The sequence below is a fragment of the Shinella zoogloeoides genome, from assembly GCF_030733845.1.
In the GTDB taxonomy this organism is placed as follows: domain Bacteria; phylum Pseudomonadota; class Alphaproteobacteria; order Rhizobiales; family Rhizobiaceae; genus Shinella; species Shinella zoogloeoides_C.
In genome coordinates this window covers 3,719,088-3,735,461 of record NZ_CP132311.1, presented here as the reverse complement: position 1 = coordinate 3,735,461, position 16,374 = coordinate 3,719,088, and the positions used below count along the sequence as shown (strand labels likewise).

General features: G+C 65.6%; 14 protein-coding genes. 4 read left to right on the top strand and 10 right to left on the bottom strand.

What is annotated here, in order from left to right:
• Positions 1 to 178: 178 nt before the first annotated feature.
• Positions 179 to 1,303: a molecular chaperone DnaJ gene (gene dnaJ / locus Q9316_RS19270; protein WP_306033168.1), complete on the top strand. Its 1,125-nt coding sequence runs from the start codon at positions 179 to 181 to the stop codon at positions 1,301 to 1,303.
• Between the two features lie 59 nt (positions 1,304 to 1,362).
• Here dnaJ and Q9316_RS19265 read toward each other — a convergent pair whose 3' ends face one another.
• From Q9316_RS19265 to gcl, 4 genes are all read right to left on the bottom strand, one after another.
• Positions 1,363 to 2,631, bottom strand: coding sequence for a glycerate kinase type-2 family protein (locus Q9316_RS19265; RefSeq protein ID WP_306033167.1), 1,269 nt, complete (start codon positions 2,629 to 2,631; stop codon positions 1,363 to 1,365).
• A 162-nt stretch (positions 2,632 to 2,793) separates the two neighbouring features.
• Positions 2,794 to 3,678 (bottom strand): 2-hydroxy-3-oxopropionate reductase, encoded by an 885-nt coding sequence (locus Q9316_RS19260; protein ID WP_306033166.1) that lies wholly within the window; start codon positions 3,676 to 3,678, stop codon positions 2,794 to 2,796.
• Between the two features lie 33 nt (positions 3,679 to 3,711).
• A complete protein-coding gene (gene hyi / locus Q9316_RS19255; RefSeq protein ID WP_306033165.1) occupies positions 3,712 to 4,491 on the bottom strand; it encodes a hydroxypyruvate isomerase in 780 nt (259 codons plus the stop codon).
• Positions 4,492 to 4,508: 17 nt separating this feature from the next.
• On the bottom strand, positions 4,509 to 6,296 hold the full coding sequence (gene gcl / locus Q9316_RS19250) for a glyoxylate carboligase (protein WP_306033164.1): 1,788 nt from the start codon (positions 6,294 to 6,296) through the stop codon (positions 4,509 to 4,511).
• Positions 6,297 to 6,461: 165 nt separating this feature from the next.
• On the opposite strand from gcl, the gene bhcR reads away from it, so the two are divergent.
• Positions 6,462 to 7,289 carry an HTH-type transcriptional regulator BhcR gene (bhcR, locus tag Q9316_RS19245; RefSeq protein WP_306033163.1) on the top strand — a complete coding sequence of 276 codons (828 nt, stop codon included), beginning with the start codon at positions 6,462 to 6,464 and terminating at the stop codon, positions 7,287 to 7,289.
• A 52-nt stretch (positions 7,290 to 7,341) separates the two neighbouring features.
• Entirely contained in the window at positions 7,342 to 7,632 is a 291-nt protein-coding gene (locus tag Q9316_RS19240) for a hypothetical protein (protein WP_306033162.1), read from the top strand.
• On the opposite strand, the gene guaD is transcribed toward Q9316_RS19240, so the two are convergent.
• Positions 7,633 to 8,976: a guanine deaminase gene (gene guaD / locus Q9316_RS19235; RefSeq protein WP_306033161.1), complete on the bottom strand. Its 1,344-nt coding sequence runs from the start codon at positions 8,974 to 8,976 to the stop codon at positions 7,633 to 7,635.
• Positions 8,973 to 10,214 (bottom strand): urate hydroxylase PuuD, encoded by a 1,242-nt coding sequence (locus Q9316_RS19230; RefSeq protein WP_306033160.1) that lies wholly within the window; start codon positions 10,212 to 10,214, stop codon positions 8,973 to 8,975. The genes guaD and Q9316_RS19230 overlap by 4 nt, the downstream gene beginning before the upstream one ends.
• Positions 10,215 to 10,356: 142 nt before the next feature.
• Here Q9316_RS19230 and Q9316_RS19225 point away from each other — a divergent pair, with 142 nt between their 5' ends.
• Complete coding sequence (locus Q9316_RS19225; RefSeq protein ID WP_306033159.1) at positions 10,357 to 11,301, top strand: LysR family transcriptional regulator; 945 nt, start codon at positions 10,357 to 10,359, stop codon at positions 11,299 to 11,301.
• On the opposite strand, the gene xdhC is transcribed toward Q9316_RS19225, so the two are convergent.
• The 4 genes from xdhC to uraH are packed head-to-tail and all read right to left on the bottom strand — an operon-like array spanning position 11,291 to position 16,368.
• A complete protein-coding gene (gene xdhC / locus Q9316_RS19220; RefSeq protein ID WP_306033158.1) occupies positions 11,291 to 12,139 on the bottom strand; it encodes a xanthine dehydrogenase accessory protein XdhC in 849 nt (282 codons plus the stop codon). The genes Q9316_RS19225 and xdhC overlap by 11 nt on opposite strands.
• A 4-nt stretch (positions 12,140 to 12,143) precedes the next feature.
• Positions 12,144 to 14,510 (bottom strand): xanthine dehydrogenase molybdopterin binding subunit, encoded by a 2,367-nt coding sequence (gene xdhB / locus Q9316_RS19215; RefSeq protein WP_306033157.1) that lies wholly within the window; start codon positions 14,508 to 14,510, stop codon positions 12,144 to 12,146.
• A 3-nt stretch (positions 14,511 to 14,513) separates the two neighbouring features.
• A complete protein-coding gene (gene xdhA / locus Q9316_RS19210) occupies positions 14,514 to 15,998 on the bottom strand; it encodes a xanthine dehydrogenase small subunit (RefSeq protein ID WP_306033156.1) in 1,485 nt (494 codons plus the stop codon).
• Positions 15,999 to 16,002: 4 nt separating this feature from the next.
• Positions 16,003 to 16,368, bottom strand: coding sequence for a hydroxyisourate hydrolase (gene uraH / locus Q9316_RS19205; protein ID WP_306033155.1), 366 nt, complete (start codon positions 16,366 to 16,368; stop codon positions 16,003 to 16,005).
• Positions 16,369 to 16,374: the final 6 nt, after the last annotated feature.

Sequence of the window (16,374 nt, the reverse complement as noted above, 5' to 3'; positions counted from 1 at the left end):
GTCAGCGCGAAGGGAACCAGGCAAGATGATCACTCCCGTTCTCGGCGGCGACGATGTCTTGACCTTTCCTTCGCCCCGGCTTCCGCCTTTTTGCATGCGCGTTTTCAGGCGCAGGCTGAAGGCAAGCTTGCTCATCCATAACAAGAAGACCGTGCCCGCGAAACGGACGTGAACCAGAATGGCAAAAGCTGATTTTTACGAGACGCTGGGTGTCTCCAAGACCGCCGACGAGAAGGAGCTGAAGAGCGCCTTCCGCAAGATGGCGATGAAGTATCACCCGGACAAGAATCCGGGCGATGCCGCTGCCGAGCAGACGTTCAAGAACGTCAACGAAGCCTATGAGACCCTGAAGGACCCGCAGAAGCGCGCGGCCTATGATCGCTACGGCCATGCGGCCTTCGAGCAGGGCGGCATGGGCGGCGGAGGCGGCGGCTTCCAGGGCGGCGGCTTCTCCGACATCTTCGAGGACATTTTCGGCGAGATGATGGGCGGTGGGCGCCAGCGGCGCTCCTCCGGCGGGCGCGAGCGCGGCGGCGATCTGCGCTACAACATGGAGATCTCGCTGGAAGAGGCCTATGCCGGCAAGACCGCGCAGATCCGCGTGCCGACCTCGATCACCTGTGACGTCTGTTCCGGTTCGGGCGCCAAGCCCGGCACCAGCCCGAAGACCTGCGCGACCTGCCAGGGCTCCGGCCGTGTGCGCGCCGCGCAAGGGTTCTTCTCCATCGAACGCACCTGCCCGACCTGCCACGGCCGCGGCCAGACGATCAGCGATCCCTGCACCAAGTGCCACGGCAACGGCCGCGTCACCGAGGAGCGCTCGCTGTCGGTCAACATCCCCGCGGGCATCGAGGACGGCACGCGCATCCGGCTTTCCGGCGAGGGCGAGGCGGGCGTGCGCGGGGGGCCGGCGGGCGACCTCTACATCTTCCTGTCGGTGAAGCCGCACGAATTCTTCCAGCGCGACGGCGCGGACCTCTACTGCACCGTGCCGATCTCGATGACCACCGCCGCGCTCGGCGGCACCTTCGACGTGGCCACGCTCGACGGTACGAAGTCGCGCGTCTCGGTGCCCGAGGGCACGCAGGCCGGCAAGCAGTTCCGCCTGAAGAGCAAGGGCATGCCGGTGCTGCGCTCCAACCAGGTCGGCGATCTCTACATCCAGATCCAGATCGAGACGCCGCAGAAGCTGACCAAGCGCCAGCGCGAGCTGCTGAAGGAATTCGAAGAAATCTCCTCGAAGGAGAACAACCCGGAATCGGCCGGTTTCTTCGCGCGGATGAAGGAATTCTTCGAGGGCTGACCGTCGCTCGGGAGAGACAAACGAAAAGCCCCGGCAGTGCCGGGGCTTTTTGCTTTGGGCTACTGGATCAGGATGGCCCGGAAGTCGTTGACGTTGGTCCCGGTCGGGCCGGGGACGAACAGGTCGCCGAGCGCGTCGAAGACGGTCCAGCTATCGTTGCGCGCCAAGAACTCGGCGGCATCCTTGCCCTTGTCGGCAAGGCGCGCGACGGTGGTGCCGTCGGCGAAGGCGCCGGCATTGTCCTCCGAACCGTCGATGCCGTCCGTATCGGCAGCGAGCGCGGAAAGGCCTTCCAGGCCGTCGGTGGCGCAGGCGAAGGACAGCAGAAACTCGCCGTTGCGGCCGCCCTTGCCTTTGCCCTTGATGGTGACGGTGGTTTCTCCGCCCGAAAGGATGACGACGGGTTTCCGGAACGGCCGGTCGCGGCGGACGACCTCGGCGGCGATGGCGGCATGCACGCGGCCGACTTCCGAGGCTTCGCCCTCGATCGCGTCGGACAGGATAACGGCCTCGACGCCGGCCTTCTTCGCCGCCGCGGCGGCGGCTTCCAGCGAGACGGCGGCGGAGGCGACGAGCCTCACCTCATTGCGGGCGAAGCGCGGATCGGACGGCAGCGGCGGCTCGTCCTTGCCGCCCTCGATATGGCGCATGACGGCTTCGGGCAGGTCGAGGCGATAGCGCTCGATGAGGCGCAGCGCATCCGCGCGGGTCGTCGCGTCGGCGATGGTCGGGCCGGAGGCGACGAGGGCGGGATTGTCGCCGGGAATATCGGAAACGACCAGCGAAACGACGCGGGCCGGGTGGGCGAGCGCGGCAAGCCGACCGCCCTTGATGCGCGAGACCTGCTTGCGCACGGCGTTCATGGCGCTGATCGGCGCGCCGGAGGCGAGCAGGGCCTTGTTGACGGCGATCTCGTCGGCAAGCGTCAGGTCGCCGGCAGGCGCCGGCAGGAGCGCCGAGCCGCCACCGCAGACGAGGGCGACGACGAGGTCGTCTTCCGTAAGGCCCCGTACGGCGGCCATCAGCCGGCCGGAGGCGAGCAGGCCGCTATCGTCAGGCACCGGATGGGCGGCTTCCAGAACCTCGATGCGCTCGCAGGCAACGGCATAGCCGTAGCGCGTGACGACGACGCCGGTGAGCGGGCCGTCCCACAGGCGCTCGAAGGCGCGCGCCATCTGCGCGGCGCCCTTGCCGGCGCCGATCACCACCGTTCGCCCCTTGGGCTTTTCCGGCAGGTTGGCGACCAGGACCTCGTCCGGATCGGCGGCGGCGACCGCGACGGAGAAAAGCTGTTCGAGAAAGGCGCGCGGATCGGCGATGGGCGGCATGAAATTCCTCCGGGTCATGCGGGTGGCTCTATTAAGCACAGCCCCCCATCCGCACGCCAGAGCCCATCCTTTCGGAAATGGCGCGGGCGGGATGAGGGGCTGTTCTCCTCCTCCAGAAGAAGGGTGACCGGGCGGGGCTCCCCTCCCCGCCCGGTCAGGCCGTCATGCGACGGCGTGGTTCGCCATGCGCTCCAGCGCCGTGACGAGACCTGAGTGATCGAGGCCTGCATCGCCATGGGCGGCGCACTGGTTGAAGAGTTCCTGCGTCGAGGCGGTGTTGGGCAGCGAAACGCCCAGCGCCTTGGCGCCCTGGAGGGCCAGGTTGAGGTCCTTCTGGTGCAGCGAGATGCGGAAGCCCGGATCGAAAGTACGCTTGACCATGCGATCGCCGTGCACTTCGAGAATGCGCGAGGAGGCAAAGCCGCCCATCAGCGCCTCACGAACGCGCGCCGGATCGGCACCGGCCTTGGAGGCGAAGACGAGGGCTTCGGCAACCGCTTCGATGGTGAGCGCCACGATGATCTGGTTGGCCACCTTGGTGACCTGGCCATCGCCGCAGTCGCCGACGAGCGTGATGTTCTTGCCCATGAGCTGGAAGAGCGGAAGCGCGCGGTCGAAGCTTTCCTGCGAGCCGCCGGCCATGATGGAGAGCGAGGCGTTCTTGGCGCCGACTTCACCGCCCGAGACCGGACCGTCGACATACTCGGCGCCGGTTTCGCGGATCTTCTTGGCGAATTCCTTGGTGGCGATCGGCGAGATCGAGCTCATGTCGATGACGAGCTTGCCGGCCTTGAGGCCGTAGGAAACGCCGTTCTCGCCGAACAGCACGTCCTCGACTTCAGGCGTGTCGGGCAGCATGAGGATGATCGTGTCGACCGTCTCGGCCAGCGCCTTCGGGCTGTCGACGATCTGGAGGCCGTTGTCGACCAGGTCCTTGTGCGGCGGGATGAAAAATTTCGAGGTGATGACGGTGTGGCCGGCATTCTGCAGGTGGCGCGCCATGGGGGTGCCCATGATGCCGAGGCCGATGAAACCGATATTTGCCATGATCTATACTCCCAATCTTGAAATGATGTCTGCTCAGCGACCGATTTCGGTCAGCCAGCCGAGGCCTTCCTGCGTCGTGGTGCGCGGCTTGTATTCGCAGCCGATCCAGCCGTCGTAGCCGAGCGCATCGAGCGTCTTGAACACGAAGGGATAGGCGATCTCGCCGGTGCCCGGTTCGTTGCGGCCCGGATTGTCGGCGAGCTGGACGTGGGTGATCTGCGCCTGGTGCTTCTTGAAGGTGCCGATCAGCTCGCCCTCGGTGCGCTGCTGGTGGTAGAGGTCGTACTGGATGTAGAGGTTGTCGCTGCCGACTTCCGCGATGATCGAGGCCGCCTGGTCCGGGGTGTTGAGGTAGAAGCCCGGAATGTCGAAATGGTTGATCGGCTCGATCAGGAGCTTGATGCCGTGCTTGGCGAGTTCGCCTGCCGCCAGCTTGAGGTTGGCGACGAAGGTGGACCGCAGCACGCTGTCCGGCACGCCGGCAGGAGCGATGCCCGACAGGCAGTTGATCTGCTTGCAGCCGAGCGTCGTGGCGTAGTCGATGGCCTTGGCCACGCCCTCGCGGAATTCGTCCACGCGGTCCGGCAGGACCGCGATGCCGCGCTCGCCGCCGGCCCAGTTGCCGGCCGGCAGGTTGTGCAGGACCTGGGTCAGGCCGTGCTTGTCGAGCTCGGCGCGGATCGCATCCTTGTCGAAATCGTAGGGGAAGAGATATTCGACCCCTTCGAAACCGGCCTTGGCGGCCAGGGCGAAGCGCTCCATGAAGGGCGCCTCGTTGAAGAGCATGGTCAGGTTGGCCGCAAATTTCGGCATTTCGTTCTCCCTCTAACTCAATCCAGCAGGGCGGCGAGCGTCGCCGTCGGTGCATCTTCGCCGCGCTCCGCCAGTTCTTCGAACTCGACAACGGCGTTGATGTCGGCACCCATGGCGATGTTCGTGACGCGCTCGAGGATGAACTCGATGACGACGGGGACCTGGTGTTCCTTCATCAGCTTCTGCGCCGTGTTGAAGGCTTCCTGGAACTCGTTTGCGCTGCGCACCCGGATGGCCTTGCAGCCGAGGCCTTCGGCGACCGCGACATGGTCGACGCCGTAGCCGGCTTCCGAGTCGGCATTCGCGTTGATGTTGTCGAAGGCGAGCGAGACCTCGAAGTCCATGTTGAAGCCGCGCTGGGCCTGGCGGATGAGGCCGAGATAGGAATTGTTCACGACCACATGCAGGTAGGGCAGCTTGTGCTGGGCACCGACGGCCAGTTCCTCGATCATGAACTGGAAGTCGTAGTCACCGGACAGCGCGACGATCTGGCGGTCCGGATCGGCGGCGCGCACACCGAGTGCTGCCGGCAGCGTCCAGCCGAGCGGGCCTGCCTGGCCGCAGTTGATCCAGTTGCGCGGCTTGTAGACGTGCAGGAACTGCGCGCCGGCGATCTGGCTGAGGCCGATGGTCGAGACGTAGCAGGTATCGCGGTCGAAGGCCTTGTTCATCTCTTCGTAGACGCGCTGCGGCTTCAGCGGCATCTGGTCGAAGTGCGTCTTGCGCAGCATGGTGCGCTTGCGCTCGCGGCATTCGCCCGCCCAGTTCGACCAGTCGCGCAGCTTGCCGGCCGTCTTCCATTCCGTGGCGACTTCCAGGAAGACCTGGAGGGCGGCGCCGGCGTCGGAGACGATGCCGAAATCAGGCGTGAAGACGCGGCCGATCTGGGTCGGCTCGATGTCGACGTGGATGAACTTGCGGCCTTCCGTATAGGTCGGGATGTTGCCCGTATGGCGGTTTGCCCAGCGGTTGCCGATGCCGAAGACGAAGTCCGAGGCGAGCAGCGTGGCGTTGCCGTAGCGGTGCGAGGTCTGCAGGCCGCACATGCCGGCCATCAGCGGATGGTCGTCGGGGATCGTGCCCCAGCCCATCAGGGTCGGGATGACGGGAACGCCGACGATCTCGGCGAATTCGACGAGGAGGTCCGAGGCTTCCGCGTTGATGATGCCGCCGCCGGCGACGATCAGCGGGCGCTCGGCCTCGTTGAGCATGGTGAGCGCCTTCTCGGCCTGGGCGCGGGTCGCAGCCGGCTTGTAGGGCTCGAGGGGCTCGTAGGCGTCGATGTCGAATTCGATCTCGGCGAGCTGGACGTCGATCGGCAGGTCGACCAGGACGGGGCCCGGACGGCCCGAACGCATGGTGTGGAATGCTTTCTGGAAGACGTAGGGAACGAGGCCCGGCTCCATGACGGTGACGGCCCACTTGGTAACGGGTGCCGCGATCTTGGCGATGTCGACCGCCTGGAAGTCTTCCTTGTCGAGGCGGGCGCGGGGCGCCTGGCCGGTAACGCAGAGGATCGGGATCGAGTCGGCCTGGGCCGAATAGAGGCCGGTGATCATGTCGGTGCCGGCAGGGCCGGACGTACCGATGCACAGGCCGATATTGCCGGCGCGGGCACGGGTGTAGCCTTCCGCCATGTGGCTTGCGCCCTCGACGTGGCGGGCCAGGACGTGGCGGACCGAGCCGCGCGCCTTCAGCGCCGAATAGAAGGGATTGATCGCTGCGCCCGGTACGCCGAAGGCACAATCGATGCCTTCCTTTTCCAGAACCAGAACCGCTGCATCGACAGCACGCATTTTAGCCATGGGGATTTTCCTCCGTCTCTCGAAGGGGAAGGTAGCGCATTCCGCATTCCACGCAATACAAAAATGGAAATCTATCCCATCAGATGGAAATAAACATTTTCAACGAATCTGGAACAATCGGGCAAGGCCGGCTATGTCATGATGCGGCGACGAGGAGAAAGCACCATGGCGGAGCATCAGGAAAAGACACGCGGACGGCCCGGCCGCAAACCGGCGGAGAACGCGGCTCCCTCCTCCGTGCAGGTGCTGGACCGCAGCCTGAAGCTGCTGGACTTGGTGGCGCGCGCCGACGGCGCGGCGCTGACCGACCTTGCCGACCAGTCCGGCATGGCGCCGTCCACCGTGCACCGGCTGCTGACCTCGCTTTCCCAGCACGGCATGGTGGCGCATGACGGCGAGACCGGCGCCTGGACGATCGGCGTCAAGGCCTTCGAGATCGGCACCGCCTACCTGCGCTTCCGCAAGCTCGGCACGATCAGCCGGCCGTTCCTGAAGCAGTTGATGGAAGGTTGCGGCGAGACCGCCAATATCGCCATCGAGGACGACGGCGACGTGGTGTTCATTTCCCAGGTGGAAAGCCATGCGCCGATGCGCGCCTTCTTCCGCCCCGGCCGGCGCGGGCCGATCCATGCCTCCGGCATCGGCAAGGCGATCCTGTCGACCTGGCCCGATGCGCGCATCGAGGCGCTGCTTGCCGGCCGCACGCTGCAGCATTTCACCGACAAGACCCGCGACACCCTTCCGACGCTGCTCGAGGACATCGCGAGAATCCGCACCCGCGGCTGGTCTATCGACGACGAGGAGCACACGCTCGGCATGCGCTGCGTGGCGGCGCCGATCTTCGACGAATATGGCGAGGCCATCGCGGGGATTTCGGTATCGGGTCCGGCGGTGCGCCTGCCCGACAGCAAGGTCGACGCCTTCGGGCCCGTCATCCGGGCGGCGGCGGAGGGATTGACAAAGGCGATGGGCGGGCGCCTCAAGCACCCTTGACTGGGAACGCGGCGCTGGCAATCTGGCCGGCAGATCACGAAAGGATTTGCCGATGTCTCCAGTCCGCCTCGCCGCCGCCTTCGCACTCCTCGTTGCGAGCCCGGCCTTCGCGAAGATCCCGCTCGTCAACGCGACCTGCCCCGGCAAGATCGAAGTGCATGCCGATGAGGGCGGCCCGATCTACATCAACGGCAAGGAAGCCAAGCTGCACGTCTTCAACGACAACTACTACGAGGCCAAGGGCCACGGCGTGACGATCTCGCTGAGCATCAACCCGGATGGCTCGGCCGCCGTGTCCTATACCGGGCACGGCGGCGCGAATGGTATATGCACCGTCAAATGATCAGGCTGGTTCGGGCGAGCGGCTGGGCGCCGCCGCACGCTTAACGCCTTTTGCCTTCATCGCCTTACCGGCGACATAGACTTCGGCGACGCAGCGATCGTCGCCCATGGTCTGGAGGATGAACAGTTCCTCCATCAGCGACTTCGCCACGCGCATGCGGTATTCCATCGCCGGCTTTGCGCTGGAATCCAGCACGACGATGTCCGCATCCGCTCCCGCATGGAGCGAACCGATCTTTTCCTCCAAGCCGAGTGCCCGGGCATTGCCCAGCGTCATGCGGTAGAAGGAGTTGAACGGCGTCAGCTTCTGGCCTCTGAGATGCAGCACCTTGTAGGCCTCGTCCATCGTCTCCAGCATGGAGAAGCTGGTGCCCCCGCCGACATCGGTCGCCACCGACCATCGTGCGCCGAGCTTGTCGAACCGGTCGCGGTCGAAGAGGCCCGAGCCGAGGAAGAGGTTCGAGGTCGGGCAGAAGACGCCGACGCTGCCCGTCTCGGCCAGCACGGAAATCTCCCGGTCGCTCAGATGGATGCAATGGCCGAGCAGCATGCGCTCGTTGAGCAGGCCATAGCGGGCATAGATGTCCGTATAGTCCTTGGCCTCGGGGTAGAGCGAGGTCGCAAAAGCGATCTCGTCCTGGTTTTCCGAAAGGTGGGTCTGGACGTAGCAGGAAGGATGCTCGGCGACGAGCGCCTGGCTCATCTCCATCTGCTCGGGCGTCGAGGTGATGGCGAAACGCGGGCTGATCGCATAGAGCGCCCGGCCGCGGCCGTGCCACTTCTCGATCAGCGCCTTCGTCTCGTCATAGCCCTGCTGCGGCGTGTCGCGCAGCGCGTCGGGCGCGTTGCGGTCCATCATCACCTTGCCGCCGATCATGCGCATGCCGCGCGCCTCGGCCGCCGAGAAATAGGCGTCGACGCTTTCGGGATGCACCGAGCAATAGGCGACGGCGGTGGTCGTGCCGTTCGACAGGAGTTCGTCCATGAAACGATCCGCCACGGCCGCCGCATGGACGGTGTTGGCGAACTTCTGCTCTTCGACGAAGATATAGGTGTTCAGCCATTCGAGAAGCTGCGCACCGTAGGAGGCGATCGCCTGAGTCTGCGGGAAATGCAAATGCGTATCGATAAGGCCCGGCAGAACGAGGTTCGGCCGGTGATCGGCCACCTCGACATCCGCGCCAGCAAGCTTGCTGATGTCAGCATAATCGCCTGCGTCCACCACCTTGCCGCCACGCACGAAGACGGCACCGTCCTCGAAGTAGCGATAGGAGGCCGTGTCGTCGATGCCCTGGGGCTCGGCGACGAAGGTCAGCACCCGTCCGCGGATCAGGCGCTCGCTCATTGGGTCTTCTCCCCGCTGACCGCGCTCTCGTACCAGGCGACGAAGAGCTTGCGCTCCTCGTCCGAAACCTGGGTGACGTTGGCGGGCGGCATGGCGTGCGAGCGGCCGGCCTGCAGGTAGATCTCACGGGCATGGGCCGCTATCTGCGCGTCCGTTTCCAGCATCACGCCTTTCGGCGGCGTGACGATGCCTTCCCAGCCCGGCTCCTGCGCATGGCACATGGCACAGCGGCCGAGCACCGTGTCGCGGACCTTCGGGAAGGCTTCCGCCGTCATGAAGGTCTGCTGCGTGGAGGAGACCTTGGCGTCGGCGGTTTCACCCGTCAGGACCTTCGGCACCGTGGAGAGCCACATGATCAGCACGAAGAGCAGCGCGGTCGCAAGCCAGGTCCAGGTCGGGTTGCCGGCATTGGCGTGGGTGGTGTTGAAGTAGTGGCGGATGGTGACGCCCATCAGGAAGACCAGCGAGGCGATGATCCAGTTGAACTCCGTGCCGAAGGCCAGCGGATAGTGGTTCGACAGCATGAGGAACAGCACCGGCAGCGTCAGGTAGTTGTTGTGCGTGGAGCGCTGCTTGGCGATCTTGCCGTATTTCGGATCGGGCGTGCGGCCGGCGATGAGGTCGGCGACGACGATGCGCTGGTTCGGCATGATGATGAAGAACACGTTCGCCGACATGATCGTTGCCGTGAAGGCGCCGAGATGCAGGAAGGCGGCCCGGCCCGTGAAGAGCTGCGTATAGCCCCAGGCGACGGCGACCAGGATGAAGTAGAGCGCCACCATCAGGCGCGTGTTGTCGTTGCCGAAGGGCGACTTGCAGATGAGGTCGTAGATGATCCAGCCGAAGGCGAGCGAAGCCAGCGAGATGGCAATGGCCACCGGCTTGGAGACGTCGAGCACGCTCGGGTCGATGAGGTAGAGGTCGGCGCCCGCATAGTAGACGAGACAGAGCATGCCGAAACCGGAGAGCCAGGTGACGTAGCTTTCCCATTTGAACCAGACGAGGTGCTCGGGCATCTTGGCCGGCGCCACGAGGTATTTCTGGATGTGGTAGAAGCCGCCGCCGTGGACCTGCCATTCCTCGCCATGGGCGCCTGCCGGCAGGTCAGGGTGCTTCTTCAGGCCCAGGTCGAGCGCGACGAAATAAAACGACGAGCCGATCCAGGCGATGGCTGTGATGACGTGCAGCCATCGGACGGCAAACATGAGCCAATCCCAGGCGATTGCGTATTCATACATGGGGGACCTCCTCCGATCTTCACGGAAATGTTTGCCATCAAGTTATTATCTCGGAAATCCCGGCAAATCCCCAACACTTTCAAAAAAAACTAAAAGATGCCTCCCCACTTTGCTCTGCACGCCAATGTGGTAGAAGGAATCCATGTCCTATCTCGATAATGTGCGCGTCTTTGTTCGCGTGGTCGAACTCGGTACTCTCTCGGCAGCGGGGCGTGACCAGCGCGTCACCCCGGCGGTCGCCAGCAACCGCATCAAGGAGCTGGAACGCCACCTCGGCGTCCGGCTCTTCAACCGCACCACGCGAAAGCTTTCGCCGACCGAGCATGGCCGCGTGTTCTACGACGGCGCGGTGAAGATCATCGAGGCGGTGAACGAGGCGGAAGCCGCGATCGCCGACCTTTCCCGCAACCCGAAGGGTTCGCTCCGCATCACCGCCCCGCTCGGCATCGGCCGCCGCCTCATCGCCTCCGGCATTCCCGAATTCCACGACAAGTATCCCGATATCGAGGTGCGCGTGCGCCTGTCGGACCACAATGTCGATATCCTCGCCGAAGGCGTCGACGTCGCCTTCAAGCTCGGCGTGCTGGAGGATTCGAACCTGCGCATGCGCGGCATCCTCAAATGCGAGCGCGTGCTCTGCGCCTCCCCCGCCTATCTCGCCCGCCGCGGCACGCCGAAGACCGCCGATGCGCTGATCGCCGACAAGCACGACTGTCTGCTTTTGCGCTATCCCGGCTCCAAGGAATATTTCTGGACGCTGGTGACGCCCGAGGGCACGCGCAAATTCGAGGTCGCCGGCCCCTATGACAGCGACGACGGCGACGTGCTGACCCAGTGGGCGCTGGAGGACCGCGGCATCATCAACAAGCCGCTCTTCGAGGTAAAGGCCCATCTCGCCGAGGGCCGGCTGGTGGAGGTCCTCAAAGACTCGCCGCCCGCCCCCGTGCAGCTCGCCGCGATCTATCCGCACAAGCGCTTCCAGGACCCCAAGGTCCGCCTGATGATCGACTTCATGGCGGAGCGATGTCAGCGGCTGATCGGCAAGCTCCTGGGGGAGGAGATGCTCGCCGAGGAGGCTACCGACTGACGGTCTCCGCCCGATTGACGTGACTTGCCGTCCACGATAGCGCCGCCGTCATGATCTCCGCGGCGGCGAGGGCTGCGATGACGGTGGGGCGCTTGTCCCTGATGGCCGTGCCCCCGATGGGGCAGACGAGGTTCTCGAAAAGCTCCGGGTTGCCGATTTCACGCGACAGCCAGTTGCGGAAGGTCGTGCGCTTGGTCTTCGAGCCGATCATGCCGACATAGGCGGCATCGTCCCGCTTGAGCGCTTCGGCGGTGATCAGGAAATCGAGCGCGTGGTCGTGCGTCAGGACCACGAAGCTGCTGCCGGCCGGCGCGTCGCGCACCACCGCCTCGGGCATCGCCGTCAGGCAGGTCTCGACATGCGGCACCGTTGAGGCGGTCAGCTCGTCCTCGCGCGTATCCACCAGGATGACGCGCAGCGGCGCGAGCGAGAGTGCCATGGCGAGCGCATCACCGACATGGCCGGCGCCGAAGACGTAGACATGCGGGCGCGATGCCATCTCGCGGTCGCAGCGCGTCACGAGGTCCCGTGCGAGCACCGGCGTGACCTCTGCGAAGGAGAGCCCGACCCGGCCGCCGCAGCACTGGCCGATCTCCGGGCCGAGCGGCACGTTCATCGGCTCGGCGTCACGGCCGGAGCGCAGCGCCCGCCGCGCATGGTCGATCGCCATATATTCGAGCTGCCCGCCGCCGATCGTCGCATAGATCGCCCGCTCCGATACCAGCATCCAGGCATCGGTGTCGCGCGGCGTGGAGCCCGCGGCACCGGTCACCTCGACCAGCACCACGGCCTGTTCACGGCGCAGGAAATCCCGGATGTCTTCGCGCGCGGCGGGCATCGTTTCACCCCTTCTTCGCAGCCTTGAGGCGCTCGATGGCCATCAGCACGCATTCGGGCGTGGCCGGGGCATCGAGGCGTGGGCAGATCTTGTGGTCCGCCACGCTCGCCACCGCGTCCGACAGCGCATGCAGCACGGCGAGGCCGAGCGGCAGCGGCGGCTCGCCGACCGCCTTGGAGCGGTGGACCGTCGGCTCGTAGGCCTCCGACCAGTCGGTCAGCGCCACGTTGAAGATCTTCGGCCGATCGGAAGCGAGCGGGATCTTGTAGGTGGAGGGCGCATGGGTGCGAAGCCGCCCCTTGCCGTCCCACCACAGTTCCTCCGTCGTCAGCCAGCCCATGCCCTGGATGAAGCCGCCCTCGATCTGGCCGATATCGATGATCTTGTTCAGCGAACGACCGGTATCGTGCAGGATGTCGGTGCGTTCGACGACATATTCGCCGGTCAGCGTATCGACGGAGACTTCGGAGCAGGCCGCGCCATAGGCATAGTAGTAGAAGGCGTGGCCGCGGCCCTTGGAGCGGTCCCAGTGAATCTTCGGCGTCTTGTAGAAGCCGGCCGCCGAGAGCTGGACGCGGGCCATGTAGGCCTGCTTGACGAGATCATTGAAGGAGACCTCGGCATTGCCGATGCGCACGCGGTTGGGCAGGAAGACCACCTGATCGCGCGGCACCTGATGGCTTTCGGCGGCGAAATCGATGAGCCGGTCCTTGATCTGGCGCGCGGCGTCCTGCGCGGCCATGCCGTTGAGGTCGGCGCCGGAGGAGGCGGCGGTCGGCGAGGTGTTCGGCACCTTGGCGGTCGTCGTCGCGGTGATCTTCACCCGGTCGAGGTCGATCTGGAACTCTTCCGCCACCACCTGCGCCACCTTCAGGTGCAGGCCCTGGCCCATTTCCGTGCCGCCGTGGTTCATGTGCACGGAGCCGTCGGTATAGACATGCACCAGCGCGCCGGCCTGGTTGGATTCCGTCTTGGTGAAGGAAATGCCGAACTTCACCGGCGTCAGCGCCAGGCCGCGCTTGACGACGCGGCTCTTCGCGTTGAACTCGGCGATCGCCTTGCGGCGGCCGGCATAGTCGGCGCTTTCCTCCAGCTCGGCGACGATGCGCTGGATGATGCAGTCCTCGACCTTCTGGTGGTACGGCGTGAGGTTGCGATCACCCGCAACGCCCATTTCGTCGTAGAAGTTCAGCTTGCGGATCTCGAGCGGATCCTTGCCGACGGCAAAGGCCACCTCGTCGATGACGCGCTCCGCGCCCACCATGCCCTGCGGGCCGCCGAAGCCGCGGAAGGCGGTGTTGGACACCGTGTTGGTGTAGAGCGGCGCGGATTTCGCATGCACATGCGGGAAGAAATAGGCGTTGTCGCAGTGGAACAGCGCGCGGTCGCCCACCGGGCCGGAAAGGTCCGCCGAAAAACCCGCGCGCAGCGCGAACGTGTAGTCGATGCCGAGGATGCGGCCCTCGTCGTCGAAGCCGACATCGTAGTCGATGGCGAAGTCGTGCCGCTTGCCGGTGGCGACCATGTCCTCGTCGCGGTCGAGGCGCACCTTGACGGCGCGGTTCAGCTTCTTGGCCGCGATGGCGGCGATGGCCGCGCACTGGTTCGCCTGGGTTTCCTTGCCGCCGAAGCCGCCGCCCATGCGGCGCACCTCGACCGTCACGGCATTGCTCGGCACGCCGAGCGCATGGGCGATCATGTGCTGCGTCTCGCTCGGGCCCTGCGTCGAGCAATAGACGACGACCTCGTCGTCCTCGCCCGGCACGGCGAGCGAAACTTGGCCTTCCAGGTAGAAATGGTCCTGGCCGCCGAGCCGCATGCGGCCCTTCACGCGGCGCGGGGCGCTTTCGAGCGCTGCCGCCGCATCGCCGCGCTTCAGCGTCAGCGGGGTCACGACCTGCTTGTGCGTGGCGACATCGAGATCCCAGATATCGATATCGGCCGGCAGTTCCTCATATTCGATCTTCGCCAGCCGCGCGGCGCGGCGGGCCTCGTCGCGCGTTTCGGCGAGCACGCAGAAGATCGGCTGGCCGTGGAATTCCACCTTGCCGTCGGCAAGCACCGGATCGTCGTGCATGTTGGACGGCGAGATGTCGTTGACGCCGGGCACGTCCGCACAGGTCAGCACGTCGACGACGCCGGGCGCGGCGCGCACCGCCGAGAGATCGACCGATTTCAGGATGCCGTGCGCGACGGTCGAGAGGCCGAAGCCGGCATGCAGCGTGCCGGCGGGCTCGGTAATGTCGTCGATATAGACAGCCGTTCCGGCGACATGCTTGTGCGCGGAATCGTGGCGGATGCTGGCATGAACGCCGCCGATGATCTTTTCAGCCTTGAGATCGCCCGGAAGGTGCGAAGTGTGCTTGTTCATGGCTCACGCAGCCTCGTATCTGGACACCTGGACCGGTGTATCGCTGGACGTCGTTTCCATGTGGAAACGCAGGAGAAGGTTCTTCGCCACCAGGGCGCGGTATTCGGCGGTGGCGCGCATATCGGTCAGCGGCGCGTAGTCCTCCGCGTACTTTTCCATGGCCGCTTCCACCGTCGCTTCGCTCCAGGGCTGGCCGAGAAGCGCCTTTTCCACCGCGAAGGCGCGCTTGGGCGTTGCCGCCATGCCGCCATAGGCGATGGTGACGTCCGCCACCGTGCCGTCGGCGGCAAGCGCCAAGCGGAAGGCGCCGAGCGTTGCCGTGATGTCCTCGTCGCGGCGCTTGGTCACCTTGTAGACGGCGAACTTTTCCGCCGCCGCCGGTATCGGCACATGCACGGCTTCCACGAACTCGCCCGGCTGGCGATCCTGCTTGCCGTAGGCGATGAAGAAGTCCTGCAGGGAGATGGTGCGCCGTTCCGCGCCCTTACGCAAGGTAAGCGTCGAGCCCAGCGCGATCAGCGCCGGCGGGGTGTCGCCGATGGGTGAGCCGTTGGCGATGTTGCCGCCAATCGTGCCCATGTTGCGCACCTGCTGGCCGCCGATGCGCTCGATGAGCGGGCCGAGCGCCGGGATATGCTGCGCGAGTGTGGAAAGCGCTTCCGTATAGGTGACGCCGGCGCCGATGGAGATCGTGCCGTCCTTCACCGAGAGGGATTTCAGTTCGTCGAGGCCGGCGATGAAGACCACCGGCGAGATGTCGCGCATGTGCTTGGTGACCCAGAGGCCCACATCGGTGGAGCCGGCGACGACCGTGGCGGCCGGCGAGGCGTCGAGCACGGCGGCGAAATCGTCGAGGCCGGCCGGCACGACGAAGCGGCGCTTGCCCTCGCCGATTTCGACGCGGGCGCCGTCCTTCAGCGCCTGGAGGCGCGCGATCATGCCCGCGCGCTCAGCCAGCAGCGGATCCTTGTCCGTGCCGCCATATTCGGAGATGGCGCGGGCGGCGCGCAGGATCGGCTCGTAGCCGGTGCAGCGACAGAGATTGCCTTGCAGCGCCGTCTCGATCTGCTGGTCGTTCGGGTTCGGCGTCTGCATCCAGAGCGCATAGAGCGACATGACGAAGCCGGGCGTGCAGAAGCCGCACTGCGAGCCGTGATAGTCAACCATGGCCTGCTGCACCGGATGCAGGCGATCGCCTGCGCCGGCAACGTGCTCGACCGTCACGACATGACAGCCGTCGAGCGAACCCATGAAGCGGATGCAGGCATTGACGCCTTCATAGACGAGACCGCCTTGCGGGGTGAGCCGGCCGACCAGCACCGTGCAGGCGCCGCAGTCGCCCTCGGCGCAGCCTTCCTTGGTGCCCTTGAGCGAGCGGGAAAGGCGCAGCCAGTCGAGCAGCGTGAGGTCGGGCGCCACGTCGCGAAGGCAGACGTCCTGGCCGTTGAGAATGAAGCGCAGTTCCGAGCGGATGGTTGCAGCCGCCATGATGTTAGCTCCCGCGATAGGTGGAATAGCTGAAGGGCGAGACGAGAAGCGGCACATGGTAGTGCGCGCCTTCATCCGCAAGGCCGAAGCGGATCGGGATGATGTCGAGGAACAGCGGGCCATCGCCGGTGCGGCCGAGATAATCGCCGGCATGGAAGCGCAGCTCGTAGGTGCCGCTCTTCATGGTCTCGCCCGACAGGAGCGGCGCGTCGCAACGGCCGTCGTCGTTCGTCTCCGTCGTCTTGATCAGGTGGAACGCGTCGCCCTCGACCCGATAGAGATCGATGCGCAGGCCTTCCGCCGGCTTGCCGCGCGCGGTGTCCAGAACGTGGGTCGTGAGCCGGCCGGCTCCGTGCGAATGAGACTGCATGTTTTC